Annotated in this window: 10 protein-coding genes and 1 tRNA gene; 4 read left to right on the top strand and 7 right to left on the bottom strand. The window is 49.4% G+C overall.

Features of this window, described 5'->3' with window-relative positions:
- Positions 1-1,173, top strand: a 1,173-nt coding sequence (locus WBL42_RS01870; protein WP_424719564.1) for a transglutaminase domain-containing protein, incomplete at its 5' end; no start/stop codon positions are given.
- An 89-nt stretch (positions 1,174-1,262) separates the two neighbouring features.
- The gene (locus tag WBL42_RS01865) at positions 1,263-1,847 is read left to right on the top strand and encodes a hypothetical protein (RefSeq protein WP_424719563.1); all 585 of its coding nucleotides are present in this window, start codon (positions 1,263-1,265) and stop codon (positions 1,845-1,847) included.
- A 342-nt stretch (positions 1,848-2,189) separates the two neighbouring features.
- On the opposite strand, the gene WBL42_RS01860 is transcribed toward WBL42_RS01865, so the two are convergent.
- Complete coding sequence (locus WBL42_RS01860; protein ID WP_424719562.1) at positions 2,190-2,507, bottom strand: hypothetical protein; 318 nt, start codon at positions 2,505-2,507, stop codon at positions 2,190-2,192.
- Positions 2,508-3,255: 748 nt separating this feature from the next.
- Between WBL42_RS01860 and WBL42_RS01855 the strand changes: the two genes are divergently transcribed.
- Positions 3,256-4,353, top strand: coding sequence for a hypothetical protein (locus tag WBL42_RS01855; RefSeq protein WP_424719561.1), 1,098 nt, complete (start codon positions 3,256-3,258; stop codon positions 4,351-4,353).
- Here the strand turns inward: WBL42_RS01855 and WBL42_RS01850 are convergent.
- Both WBL42_RS01850 and WBL42_RS01845 read right to left on the bottom strand, forming a co-directional pair.
- Positions 4,350-5,573 carry a tyrosine-type recombinase/integrase gene (locus WBL42_RS01850; protein WP_424719560.1) on the bottom strand — a complete coding sequence of 408 codons (1,224 nt, stop codon included), beginning with the start codon at positions 5,571-5,573 and terminating at the stop codon, positions 4,350-4,352. The two genes, WBL42_RS01855 and WBL42_RS01850, sit on opposite strands and share 4 nt — an antisense overlap.
- Before the next feature lie 69 nt (positions 5,574-5,642).
- Positions 5,643-5,717, bottom strand: a tRNA-Glu gene (locus tag WBL42_RS01845).
- Between the two features lie 324 nt (positions 5,718-6,041).
- Here WBL42_RS01845 and WBL42_RS01840 point away from each other — a divergent pair.
- Entirely contained in the window at positions 6,042-8,867 is a 2,826-nt protein-coding gene (locus WBL42_RS01840; protein ID WP_424719559.1) for a PAS domain S-box protein, read from the top strand.
- A gap of 76 nt (positions 8,868-8,943) precedes the next feature.
- Here WBL42_RS01840 and ilvE read toward each other — a convergent pair whose 3' ends face one another.
- From ilvE to cfbE, 4 genes are read right to left on the bottom strand one after another with little or no spacing between them, the layout of a single operon-like run.
- Positions 8,944-9,816, bottom strand: coding sequence for a branched-chain-amino-acid transaminase (gene ilvE / locus WBL42_RS01835; RefSeq protein WP_424719558.1), 873 nt, complete (start codon positions 9,814-9,816; stop codon positions 8,944-8,946).
- A gap of 52 nt (positions 9,817-9,868) precedes the next feature.
- A complete protein-coding gene (gene cfbB, locus WBL42_RS01830) occupies positions 9,869-11,254 on the bottom strand; it encodes a Ni-sirohydrochlorin a,c-diamide synthase (protein WP_424719557.1) in 1,386 nt (461 codons plus the stop codon).
- Positions 11,251-12,315: a Ni-sirohydrochlorin a,c-diamide reductive cyclase catalytic subunit gene (gene cfbD / locus WBL42_RS01825; RefSeq protein WP_424719556.1), complete on the bottom strand. Its 1,065-nt coding sequence runs from the start codon at positions 12,313-12,315 to the stop codon at positions 11,251-11,253. Before cfbD ends, cfbB begins: the two co-directional genes overlap by 4 nt.
- Before the next feature lie 5 nt (positions 12,316-12,320).
- Positions 12,321-13,541, bottom strand: coding sequence for a coenzyme F430 synthase (gene cfbE, locus WBL42_RS01820; protein WP_424719555.1), 1,221 nt, complete (start codon positions 13,539-13,541; stop codon positions 12,321-12,323).
- Positions 13,542-13,544: the final 3 nt, after the last annotated feature.

Genomic DNA, 13,544 nt, shown 5'->3' with positions numbered 1-13,544 from the left:
GACAATATGCACCCACATCTCAAAAAAATTCAAAATAGTTACACAGCATTAGAAGATTTTCTCGATAAAAAGATCACGCCTAATTCACGTAAAACAATAAAATTTTGCCTTCTAATTTTATTTGTTATTGCTTTCATTCCGGAGGTGTATGTCATCCCCTATTATGTTGTTATTGTTCAACCCGGAGGAGAGTTCGAAATCAACCAAGTCTTAGAGAAAGCCCAGTCACTAAACACAACTGAGGCAAAAGTGAATATAATCTCTGACTGGGAAGAACAGAATTTTACAAACATTTACGGAGTCAAACCAAATTTCTCTCTGGATTTTGGAGATTTTTTACTCTATGGAGATGGTCGTTATCCTATATACTTCAATGCATCCAATCAACAACCAATCAAAATACGTGCGTTTATATCCCCATTTACGAATGATCCGAACTGGATAACCTATTTCCATTGTGGAGCATGTGGGGAACTCGCAACACTTTTTAATTATATTTCGAACCAGGGACACATCGAATCGAGGATGGTGCAAACAACCGGCGAAGATCACGCTTGGGTGGAAGTCAAAATAAATAACTCTTGGACGTATTTTGATCCGACGCTGGTTGAGATATTTCAGAGAAATCCCGATTACCGGAGTAAATGGTTTGGCGACCCGAAGAATTTCGAAGGTATCTGGAGCTGGAATATATCTCGTGTTACCGTAGTTTCGACAAATGAGGACCTTACCTCGGAATATACGCAGCCAGTCAGTGTCACAGTGTTACTTAATTCTTCAAATCTGATGAGTGTCTCCAAATACGATAATGGAAAGAAAACCTGGATTGACCTTTTTTTCCGGGTGATAACTTCATCTGGTAATCAGACCGCGGAATCTATCCAGCTTGGAGAATCGAACCGCTATAAAATCCGGGCAACAAATTTTGGTAGTGGTTATATCCCAATACCAAAATTTCAGGAGCAAGAATTCTTTCCAAACTCTACAGAAAATATGTCGATGAGTCTAAATCCGGATAATGGATCTTATGACATTCCATTATTTGTAGGAATTATCGTGATCATTGGGGGATTTTTGGTTCTTATATGGGGTATAATTAGAAAATTACATGGATTGGTTCTTAAAAGAAGAAAGATACGGGAAATAAAATTGAATGAGAACACGGAAACTTAGTTGGGGGATGAGAATTGAAACAAACAGGACAGTTACTCGCCCGTGGGAAAAAACACCGTGTAGTAAGATTAATTTGAAAAGGTCGAGGTATGATAGAAACTACTTTGGATAATTGGGTTGAGGAAAAAGTCCCAATTAAGCGTTTAAAAAACATCTTTCAGATCTGGAAAGAGAACGACGAAAAAGTTCCCTTTGCCGTCCGTCGTAGAAGCGTGTCTGGACAATATTATACCGTTGTCGAAAGAATTGAAATTAAAAAATGGCCTTATGGAGATGCCTTCGGTTATCCGACAATAAATGGACAATATTCAGGCCATTATGAATATTCAAAGGAATGGAGAAACCAAAAAAAGATTCCCTGTTCAGGATGTTATCAGTGGACGCTCGCTGAAAACGTGAAAATTTTTCAAGATTTTTCCATTTTTGACTTATCTAAGTCATTTAAAGCAAAAAAAATTGAAAGAACTTCAATACTTGAAAAAAAGGGAGCCTATACTTTTGATGAAATCCGTGGTATCTATCCCAAGGCTTATGCAAAATGGAATCCTGAAGACGATGAGAACCTTAAAAATCTTTTTAAAGCAGGTAAATCTGATGAAGAATTGGCGTCTATCTTTCAAAGAAAAATCAGAGCAATTGAATCCAGACTGGTAAAATTGGGATTAAAAACATAATTTTATTTATTTTTTACCTGTATTGATAACGGGGGCGTCAGAGCATGAGGAGATTTCGATGAAGGAGATGCTCCTTGTTTCCTTATTGGTTTCTGAGTTGGTTGCTTGTCGATCCAGTTTTTAGGGTGACGTTGCGTGTACCCTATCCACTTAAATGGACGACGAGCTTCTTTACCGTGCTTTTTGATGAAATCTTTGTACTCTCGGCAATGAGACCAGTGACCGTAAACCGCTTTGACACCTTTCAACTTTTTATCACAATAAGGACATTTGATAGCCATGGTAATACCTCAAATATTCAAGGCAACTAGGAGCCTAACGTAAAACTTGTTGAACGGGGGTTCATTCTCCGTCCCCCTTTGTTTCATTCCGGGAACCCGGTTTATCCCGTCGTGATAAAACTGGTTTAGAGACGAAACATTTTCTTCCATCGCAAGTCTTCAGACCGGATAATCTGCTGCTCACTTTTGTAAGATCCGGTTGTTGGGTCTCGTCAGGAGTCATTATTTCCTTCCCGCGAGGGTCAATGCCCTCGCTGGGGCCGGTTGGTTCAAAGACTGTTTTTCCGTCCCGTTCCACCTTGCGTACAATAAATTCTTCATAGTCCTGCTTCCTGGGATCGCCTGCATCATAAGATGGTGTTATTCTTGCATCCGACATGGATTGATCGGAAGTCGGCGCCGTTACCGATTCCTCTGACACCGGGGAAACGGAGTTTCGCACTATCCGACAGCTCAACATGGTTGGATTGTTTGGGTCCAACATCTTACACCGAAGTGTAATTTCATTTTTGTCTTGTCGTTCAACCATAATGTTCACCTAGTTATGGACCGGTTGGGTTGTAGATTCGGGCGTTTCTGTAAGATACTGACAGGCAATCCTCCATCGTGCAGGCCAATGCTTGCCAATCTTCACAAGAACAGCGTCAGCACGCAGTTTTGCAAACACCTTCGGATCTATGTTGCATTCATCAAGTGCTTCCCGGAAATAAAATTCTGAACTACCGAATCGCTGTAGAAGTGCTGCCAGTGCTTCTCTTGTTGAAGATGCGAACCCGCGAAGTGCTGTTGACAAACCTAATCCCCCCCGGTTTACTTTGATTTCTTCCTGCCACCGGCAGAAGCGGGTGTGGTCTCGACAAGCTCCCATCGGTGATCGGCAATATACAATTCAGCGACCATCCGATGAATCTCGGAAAGGTGTGCGAGTTGGTCCTCGCTTACCTTCCTTCGAGGAATGCTCTTGTCCAAAAATACACCCGAACCACAATGGGTTGATTGGGAAAATAAAGCCAATTTAACAGTAATTCGGCGATTGGTTCGTTTAAACTGATTTTACTAAACAGAATATCAAAACTCTGTATTTCGTACTGAACAGATTTAAGTAACATCTGTTCGTTAATGCTTCATTGACTAAACACATTTTATCAAGAGCTGTTGGCATGATGAATGACGGCAACACCGATCACCCTATCAATCAAAACGCAAAGAAAATTGAGTCGGAATTGACAGGCGCGCCAAATAATAAGGGCAAAAAAAAGCGTAATGAAATTCACAATGAAATTATCTCTGCGCTTCTGAGAAACGAGGCACTCACTGAAAGTGAGATTGGAGACGCCTGCGGTTATCGTGAAAAGGGTTCTGATAAGTGTCCAAATGTTCATCGCCAGATTAAAAAACTCGTTCTGAAATGGAATTACATTGAGAAGGTTCCTGAAACCTTGGAATACCGAATAAAGAGGGATCTTGCCACAATCGGCCTTATCTATAACGACAAAACTTTTTCACCAAGTCGCCCTGAGTTTTCAGAATCGACGTGGTTCATTCAATTCCTCATGAGTGAGCGAATGCCAGAATTTCGAGAAGACGATGAATTTATCGGAGACATAAAAAAGATTGTGGGGACGTCGTCATCAATGGTTAATTTCTTTCTCCGAGGAAATATTAACCTCACTGCAAACTTAGGCGCGTTTCTTGGGCCTGCAATTCCAACCATAAAGACACCTGGCTTAAATCCTGACATTCTTGCATCGTTCACAAGAAAATGTAATTTTTACGATCTTTTTGTTGACTGTATGTGTTTAGATCACGGTACATCGATGACTTCAGAAGATCTTTCGGTAGATTCTCTCAAGGTCTTAAATGAGATTAAAGGAAAGTCAGCCCGGGATAAAATCAAGGCCATAAACTATATTCAGTCTTTTACCACAATGCAGAATCTCGCGAGATGCATCGATGCAACAAAGGGTAACGATGGTCAAGTCCCCTCCATTTTCGACGATATCCTTAAGGATTACAATACAATTATCGAACGGACAAAACCAGATAAAACCAAACAGGAGTCCCCGGAGAAAACTGTAAGGGACTGGGAGGAACTCTACAATAAATTTAGTAAATTGTTAAGGGGCAGCTCTCCTATTAATACGGCGTCAGGACAGATTCCGGGCATAGGCTCTGCATCGAAAACTGTTATAAAAAATCGGACAAGAGGTAGTGAAAAAAATTAGGTGCCTGCAATAAGTTTCTGGCGGGCCATACTCAGAATCATCTTGTATTCCGGTGTTTGTTCAATATCCTTTTTCAATCGTTCAAGACTCAAGCGGGCTGTTTCATCCAGCGGCTCACCGCACGTCTTACAGAAATTATAGGTGGACGGGTTGACGGTATTGCAGCTGACACACTGTTTCACGGCCAGCGCGTCACACCGGTGTGCCTCGGGGCGCCGAATACCTTGCCTTTCGAAAATTTCATTATCGGTATCATTGTCGGTCAGGTGAAGATATGTCGGAAACATCGTCGAATTAAGGGATCCCCACATTTGTCTCATTACGGTCGACTCACTATATCCCTCCCGGATCATCGCCGTGATACGAGAGTGCCGGAACAAATGCGGAGTAATTTTTTTCCGGATTCCTGCCCGTGCCGCAATTATCTTGAATTGCTTGGCAACGGCGGGATACTGGAGAGGAAGTTTCTGGTTGGATAGGAAAACGAGGGCATCCGGCGTTGCTTCGAAGGGAAAATCGTTCTTCCACTGAATGAGATATTGGGTGGCGGCGAGGAGCCTGACATATCTCGGCTTCCCGGTTTTCTCGTCGACGTTCACGACGGTACCGTAATCGTCGAATTTTACCTGTCCCCATGTGAGTCTGCCTATCTCCTCGACGCGGAAACCTCCTTCGTAGATCGTCGCTATAATTGCACGGTCACGGGAATTCTGGCAGGCATCGATCATGGCCCGGACCTCTTCTTCCGTAAGCATCTGCTGTGCGGTCTTGGTCATCCGGTCAGACCGGGGAGCCTTGATCTTGGCAATCTTCTCTTCGCGGAGAGCCGAGTGTCCATTTGCAATCAGCCACTTCGAGAATCGCTTCAGAATGAGCAAAAAGTCTCTTTGGGTGTTTTGCTTATACGGTACACCCTCGTTCCGGGCGTCTCTCATCGCCTCAATCCCCCGGTAAATATCAGCGATAGTGTTCGCCCTGAACGGCCCGATGAACTTTCGCCAAGTCACCAGAGTGAAAATAAGTTTGTTGGCCCGTCCGACACCTATGCCATGAGTTGCCTTTATCTCTGCGATAAAGTCCCGTATCAGCCGGGCATCTTCGGCACTGAGTCGGCCTTTTTCTACAGGGTGGGTGATTGAATGGTCCGCGTAGGCACCCTTTGTATTATGAAAAGATCGGACATGCCGGGAAGGTGCCAGTTGCGAGCGCGGTACTGCCATGTCACCCGGGTTACCGAGCTTATGGAAAAAGGCATCCTCAGGTTTAGGGATTTTAACCAGCGGTCGAGATGCTGCTATGGGGATTCGAACCCCAGTCGCGGGCGTGAAAGGCCCGCATGATTGGCCGGACTACACTATAGCAGCACGTTGCTCTATTTACTTTCTCGTCACGTCATAAATAGGTTATGGAAGAACAGGAATTGATACATTATCCACGGGAATGATCAAGTCTCACGATATATGCACCAATTGAATAATTTATTACGATACCCGCAAATAAACGTCAGATCTGGGGTTTTGATTAGCGTCAAGTTTGACAAATCATAAATAGTTTCGGGAATGAGTGATCTTGACTGTGAAGTGAGGAACTTTGCTTTGCTTCCCGTTGATTTTTCAGGCAGGCAATATACAACCTTATATCCACCAAATCATATATCTGGCAGAACCGGACGCAGGAACGATCATCGCATGAGCACACTATCGACGGATACGCAACCGATATCACTTCTCTGTGTCGATGACGACCCATGGGTGCTGGATGCGCTCAAAATTTTTTTTGAGCGTGACCCGGATTTTTCCCTGTTCACTTGCAGCAGTGGTTCTGAGGCGCTGTCCCTTATCGGCCAGTACCAGTTCGATGCAATCATTGCCGATTACACGATGCCGGATATTAACGGAATCACGCTCCTTAAAGAAATCCGGTCACAAAACGATCCCGCACTCTTCGTCATGTTTACCGGACGGCACCTGGCCCAGGTCGCTATCGAGACGCTGAACAACGGTGGAAATTATTATGTCCAGAAAGGTGTCGAGATCCTGCAGGAACTTCCGAAAGTCCGTGATTTTATCCGGAATTCAGTCCAGGTCAGGCGCCGCGATCGTTCCCGCACGGTCCCGGTCGCAGACCAGGACACACGGTACCGTTCACTGGTCGAGCAGCAGCAGGACCTGCTCTGCTGCTTTTCACCGGACGGGACCTGTACACTTGCAAACGAGGCATTTAACCGGTTTACAGGAAGCGCAACACCGGGTAATTTCCTGGCAATAATCCCGGAAGAAGAGCAGGACGAGATCCGAAAACTCGTGAAATCCCTTACACCGGAGAATGCCGGCACATACATAGAGCATAATGTACTTGACCAGCAGGGAAAGCGACATCTCTATCAATGGGGATACCGGGGATTTTTTGACGAGGCAGGGAACGTTACCGAATACCTTGCTCAGGGCAGGGATCTCTCTTACGTCGTCCGACTGAATGATATTCTTCCCAAGGGTTCTGTCAGTACAGAATGCGGCTCGGTCCAGGATGCTGTCAATACTGCCGATGCCACTGGTGTTATGAAGCCGGCAGAATTATGTAATCTTGGCGATTCCGTTGAAATGATACAGTACCCGATCTTCGCCATCGACCTTGACGGGAAGGTTATTGCGTGGAATCATGCCATTGCCGAATTGACAGGTGTTGATGCAAGGACCATGATCGGCCAGGGCAATTATGCCTATGCATTTCCTATCTATAGCGAAGCACGGCCGATGTTGATCGACTATATCCTCGATCCCGCCCATGTAGATACATCACGGTTACCAAAGATAAACCGCGAGGGGGACAGTTTCAGCGGGGATGTGGAAGAGGTTACCATCCGCGGAAAAACAGTGAAGATCGGAAGCAAAGGGACCATGATCCATGATGCTGCCGGAAAAACGATTGCTGCAATCCAGTCTCTTCTCGTCAGCGGGCAATTCCTGGAGGACGGTACCGGGGAGGAAGAGGACACCGAGCATTACATTGGCGGGATCTCGAGCATCATCCTCAAAGTAGCGGGCGAAGGATTCTCTGGCGCGATCGCCGGCGCAATCGGATCTGCCACCGGGGGATACGGCGTCTATGCCACGGATCACCGGCTGTTTGTCGTCCATAATCCCAACCTGGACGCGTCACGTTCCGAAGAAATGCAGTTCTCCGACTTCCTCATGAATGAACTTTTCGGCACCAGCGTGGATATGCGACCGCGATCGATTGCCGAACTGGATAAGAACAAGGTATTCGAAGTATGGCGCAAGGACATCGCTGCAATTGAGATGAAAACGCCCAGGTTCTTCTCCGGCTTTTTGATCATCCGGACAAAAACAGGGGGCTCATTCCGGATTTACGTAGATCACCGGAAAGCCTTCGTCCATCTCGAACAACTGCTCAAACTATTCTACCCTGATATCATCCGGGGCGAAACAACCGAGATTGATTCTGCGGATATGGAGTGGCTGGACGAAGTCCGGACCTTTGAACTGGTTGGCAAACTTCAGCTCGATGATCCCCTCCAGGGCATCTCCCGTAATATAAATACCAGTCTACCGAAACTTCCACCCCTGCCCGCAGCTCCTTCATTATTCCCGTCAGTAACGACCAGTGCCGGAAAATGGAATGACCTTTCCGCTTCCATAAAGGTAGTCCCGTACCCCATCTTTGCTGTCGATATAACAGGAAAAGTGATTGCATGGAACAATGCGATCAGCACGCTGACCGGTATCACTGCCCCGGATATGATTGGAAAAGGAGATTACGAGTACGCCATCCCATTCTATGGTACGCGAAAACCCATGCTGATCGATTACATCATCATGCCCCCGGACACCCCGATTGCCGGTGATGTTCCTGCCATCACCCGTGAAGGAGATACCTACATCGGGAGCCTTGAGAGCGTCACGATCCATGGTAAGTCGATGCTGCTTTGGGGGAAGGGGACTGGTATTTACGATCCAAAAGGTGCGATCATCGGGTCCATCCAGTCAATCCTTGTCAGTGAACAGCCCAGCATGAAGGCGATTATGGGAATTTATGAGGAGGAGACCTATATCGGCGGGATCTCCAGTATCACGGTGAAAGTTCCTGGCGAGGGTGTAGCCGGCGCAATTGCAGGTGCCATCGGATCCTCCACCGGAGGATACGGGGTCTATGCTACGGATCAGAGACTGTTCATCATCCACAATCCTAAACTCAATGCGGAGCACCCCGACGGGGTTCAGTTCGGGGCCTTCATCAGGGATGAACTGTTCGGCACTACCGTTGACACCCGTTCCCGGTCCATCCAGGAACTCGAAAAAGAGAAAGTGATTGAGATCTGGAGAAAGGATATCGTCACCATCGAGATGAAAAAACCCCTGCTGTTTGCCGGGTATATCAGTTTCAAGACCCGCAGCGGAGAGTCGTTCCGGGTCTATATCGATCACAAAATGGCGTTTATCCACCTCGATCAACTGCTCCGGCTCTTCTTCCCGGAGATCCTGCGGATTGAATAGACAGACCAAAATCGTATCCGTATTTTTTTTTAAGGACCACGGGATCGCAGCTCTTGTCCCGGACAAAAAGAGAATCTTATTTTTTATTGATCGGGTACCCTTCTTTTTCCGTCACTGCCTTGAATGCCGCCATCAGCTGCCGGGTCACCGGGCCGGGTTTCCCGGACCCGATGGTCCGCCCGTCAACCCAGGTAATCGGTGCAACTTCGGCAGCGGTACCGGTGCAGATCATTTCGTCTGCCGTGTACAGGTCGAAGTACCCGATATTCTGTTCCTTTACCGTGATGCCAAGGGACTTTGAGATCTCAAGGAGGACCATCCGGGTGATGCCCCGGAGGTTGTTGAGGGTCGGGGGGGTGATGATCTCGCCATTCTTGACAATATAGAGGTTGTCACCGGATCCTTCCGAGATATACCCGTTCGTGTCAAAGAAAATTGCCTCGTCACCTCCTTTGTAATTTGCCTCAATCTTGGCGAGGATGTTGTTGAGATAGTTGAGGCTTTTGACATTCGGCGGCATGCATTCTGCCGGGTTGCGGCGCACAGAAACGGTTACTGCCTTGAGACCTTTCTCGTACAGGTCACCATACATTGCGCCCCAGGAAACTGCAATGATGACGACCGAGGCCTTCGGGCACTTTCGGGGGTCAAGGCCGAGATCACCGACACCTCGGGTAATAATCGGTCGTATGTAGGCGTCAGTCAGGTCGTTCCTGCGCAGCGTCTCGCAGATCGCATCAGTCATCTCTTCCTTGGTGATGGGGGGGTGCAGATCGATCGTCTTCGCCGAATCGTAGAGCCGGTCCAGGTGCTCTTTCAGCCGGAAGATCCTTCCGTGATACGCGCGGATGCCTTCAAACACGCCGTCACCGTAGAGGAAACCGTGGTCGAAGACCGAAACACGGGCCTGGTCCTCCGGGAGATACTTTCCATCAAGGTAAATAATCATAGATGATGATGGGGTGTCGTGGGTTTTGTAGTTTTTTCTTTTGCATAAAAAATCATCCCGAATGCTTTTGTTTTCGGCACAGACCGACAAAATGCCTGAACATCCCGGTACTCGCTACCGGGTGGAGGTGGGTATAACTCCCGAGGGTATTGTTGATGACAGCACCATCACGATTGTCAAGGATACCAACTCCCCGGGAAAGCCTGTATGCAAACCGGGTTCCTGTGGGGAGCACCACTTCGGAATAATGGAACTCATGCCCGCGGAACTGTGCACTGCCCAGGGGAGACTCCGCACAACTGGTCCCTTCAACATAACTGACAACACGACGTGCCGGCATCCGGGTTTCACCGGCAAACACACCGCACATCTCAGAGCTGCACCCCTCCTCTCTTCCCTGCCAGCCTTTCTTCAGCAGCATGCGTTCCGTGAGGTACATCAGCCCGCCGCATTCCGCATAGACAGGGACCTTATTCCGGGAGGTCTCACGCAGGGCTTCACGCATCCGGTCATTGGATTCGAGCTCGCGGGTAAAAAGTTCCGGATATCCCCCGCCGATGATAAACCCGTCCGCATCCGGCAGACGGTCATGAACAGGACTGAATGGAACAGTCCCTGCCCCGAGAGTTGTGAGGATATCGAACATGTCAGCGTAATAGAAGTTAAATGCCTCATCGAGCGCCACGCCAATTTTTACATCACAGGGCGGGATCTGGTCAAAGAGCGTCGGTTCATTCCCGGAATCCGGGATCTCCTTCATCAGGGACCGGAGCCGGTCAAGGTCCACGTACTGGCCGATGATATCCGTGATCGTGGCGATGCGGGCGTCGAAATCGCCCCGGCCGGATCCTTCCCGGTAGGGCACAAGACCAAGATGGCGCATGGCCAGCTGCATCTCTTCCATCCTGGGGATGGCGCCGATCACGGGAATCTTGCAGTAGTGTTCGATCGCGGTTACGGCCTTGGATTTATGTGATCCTCCTTTGATGTTGTTAAGGATAACACCAGCAATCCTGATCCCGGGATCAAACGACTGGAAACCCTTCACGAGGGCAGCCGCGCTGCGCGTGATGCTCTGCGCCGAAACGACGAGAACAACAGGAAGGTCCAGCTCTTTTGCTATTGCAGCCGTGCTCCCGGTATCGGTAAGTGCCTCGGCTCCTTCATACAGTCCCCGGACACCTTCGACGAGAGCAATGTCTGCCCCCCGGCACCCAAACCGGAATATATCCCGGATCTGGTGCTGGTTCAGTGTAAAACTGTCAAGGTTCCGGCAGGGCCTGCCTGATACTGCAGCAAGGTACGAAGGATCGATATAATCCATGCCGACCTTGAATGTCTGGACCTTCAGGTTTTTTGCCAGGAGAGCAGTAAGGGCAAGTGTAATACTGGTCTTGCCGCTGCCGGAACGGTCACCGGTGATCAGGATTGCTTTCATGAAAGGCTCCGGAGCACGGCCCCGAATTCACTTTCAACAATCTCGCGGACACCAAGTGTTTTTGGATGGAGATCTATCTCCACCACCACGTGCTTATGGCCGATCTCCCGGAGAGGTGCGACCTGACGGGGACCATTGGTGATCGAGAAGCACTCGATTCCGTCAGTGTATTCAGGAGGGATCGCATGAGGGACACCCACGATAAGCGCGAACGAGGGTGCAAGTTGCCGGAGCCGTCTGCCAAGCACGTCACCATTCGCACCGTATTCATCAAGCGCCCCGATAAATTCCGGTTCCAGCCCGCGTTTTGCCAGCTCGTCAGATATCCGCTGCGCATCGGCCCGGGTCTTAGGCAGGCCACGCTGTTCGAGATTTGCAATATAAGTGATATCGGCATCAGGGCAGACATCATGGAGCGCAAGCAGTTCATCGGCAAACATGTAAGCAGTTTCTTTCTTTGCATTCATGATCGCGACTCCCTTTGCCCCACTGAGCGCACGCTGCATGAGTTCCTGACCGGCCCTATGCTTGAGATCCCCCCGGGAAGCCTCGATATACGATTTCGAAGCTGCACCTCTCACGCGCTCGACTTCGTTTGCCTTCTCCATCAAAAAACGCTGCCGGGTAAGTTCCTCTGGCGAGATCCAGCCAGCCTTCTCCGCGGCTTCCAGGGTGGTGAGAACACCGGCGATATTTTCGATATATCCGGCATGAATGTCCACGACGATCGTGGGGGTGGTCACACCCGCCCCGTCGAGCGCTGCCTGAAGATCTTCACCGATGATCATCGCAACGCAGGTACCCACAACCGCCATGCGCTGTGGTTTAAAGTGATCCTCGGCATACCGCAGCGCGTCCTCCAGAGGTTTCTGGCCGCCGAAGATGAACTCATTGTCAGAAAGCGATGTGGTCAGGACCCGCATCCCGTCCTCCTCAAGCAGCCGGGCGTGCTTGAACGAGCAGCCGGAAGGGCCATGCAGGATCGCGACATCCACGTTGAGATCGCGGGCGGTGTACAGAGCGGCGACGATCGAGCTTGGGCGGGGGTGCATGTATTTCACGGATATCATCTCCAGGTTTTGACCGCGAGGACAATGGATCCCCGGGGAGTTCTTCTCTTGGCGAGGGCAAGTCCCTCATCGAGCGTCTGCACATGGGCGGTAACCAGCGGGCCAAGACGGATATATTCGGTAGACCCGGGTTCCGGGAACCGGCCTACCCAGATCAGGTTTACCGGGCTGATCGCTTCTACAGCAGCCAGTACCTGGTCCGGCAGGAAACCTTCACATACTGCCCCATCACCTTCCTGCTGTCCGATCACGAGCGTCACTTCCGCACTGCCGGATGCATTACGGGCATACCGGGCTGCATCTATTGTCGTGATGAGATTCGTACCGCTGTTCGCATTATCCAGTACAAAAATACTGTTGTCGTAGGAGACTGCCATCCGGCCGGTGAGTGCAGCAAACGATTCAAGTGGCGACGGGTCGATGCCGAGGAGCAGCGCCGCGGCAGAGGCAAGCTGGAGCGGGGCATTGTACGCCGGGAGGGCCAGCAGGGGGTTGGTGAACCGGTGTACTTTACCGTCAAGTGTTATGGTGCATTCCGTGCCGTCACAGGAGGCAACATCATCGATATGGATCACACCATCCCGGAAATCTGCCCGTATTCCTTCAGCAAGGAGCAGGTGCCTGCAGTGTCTGGCCGAAGCCAGTTTTGCGGTGATTGCATGCTTCTTCCCGGCAGCGAACGTATAATCTTCATCAGAAGTGATTATCGCAAGCGTTCCGGCCCCGGTGACTCCCAGCGATTCCTCTACAATCAGCCAGCCATGGATCTCACGTGCGAGTTTTACTGCAGCAATAACTGAGCTTGGGGTGATACTGCTTCTCGATATCCAGTTCTTCTCCGGGAAACGGAATGTTCCAGTCGAAGTATGCAGGATGCCTTTTCCCGGAAGCAGCGATGCCAGCGCGTGTGCGGTGGTCGTTTTGCCCCGGGCACCCGTGATCTCAATCATGGGCTGCGGGAGGTCGTCACCCAGCAGCTGTCGGACGGCTTCGTGATGGGTGATCACCGGTACCTGTGCATGTTTCAGGAGCGGGTGATCCGGGTCGAGGTGGATTGGAGCAACAATGAGATCATAATCTCGGGAGAGGGCAGTCCGGACATCCACGATACTTTGTCCCCGGTACACGTCCACGAGATCTACCAGATCGCCACGGGATGCAAAGGCTTCACTGAGCTGTTTCCCGCCGTGAATTGTGTCCAGTACCAGGATGTGCATAAA

This window comes from Methanoregula sp. (assembly GCF_049686655.1).
Taxonomy (GTDB): domain Archaea; phylum Halobacteriota; class Methanomicrobia; order Methanomicrobiales; family Methanospirillaceae; genus Methanoregula.
This window is presented reverse-complemented; position numbering and strand designations above follow the sequence as displayed.

Excerpts from the sequence above, each read along its gene's own strand:
- WBL42_RS01865 (WP_424719563.1), top strand. The coding sequence starts at position 1,263 with ATGATAGAAACTACTTTGGATAATTGGGTTGAGGAAAAAGTCCCAATT.
- WBL42_RS01860 (WP_424719562.1), bottom strand. The coding sequence starts at position 2,507 with ATGTCGGATGCAAGAATAACACCATCTTATGATGCAGGCGATCCCAGG.
- WBL42_RS01850 (WP_424719560.1), bottom strand. The coding sequence starts at position 5,573 with ATGGCAGTACCGCGCTCGCAACTGGCACCTTCCCGGCATGTCCGATCT.
- WBL42_RS01840 (WP_424719559.1), top strand. The coding sequence starts at position 6,042 with ATGAGCACACTATCGACGGATACGCAACCGATATCACTTCTCTGTGTC.
- ilvE (WP_424719558.1), bottom strand. The coding sequence starts at position 9,816 with ATGATTATTTACCTTGATGGAAAGTATCTCCCGGAGGACCAGGCCCGT.
- cfbE (WP_424719555.1), bottom strand. The coding sequence starts at position 13,541 with ATGCACATCCTGGTACTGGACACAATTCACGGCGGGAAACAGCTCAGT.
- cfbB (WP_424719557.1), bottom strand. The coding sequence starts at position 11,254 with ATGAAAGCAATCCTGATCACCGGTGACCGTTCCGGCAGCGGCAAGACC.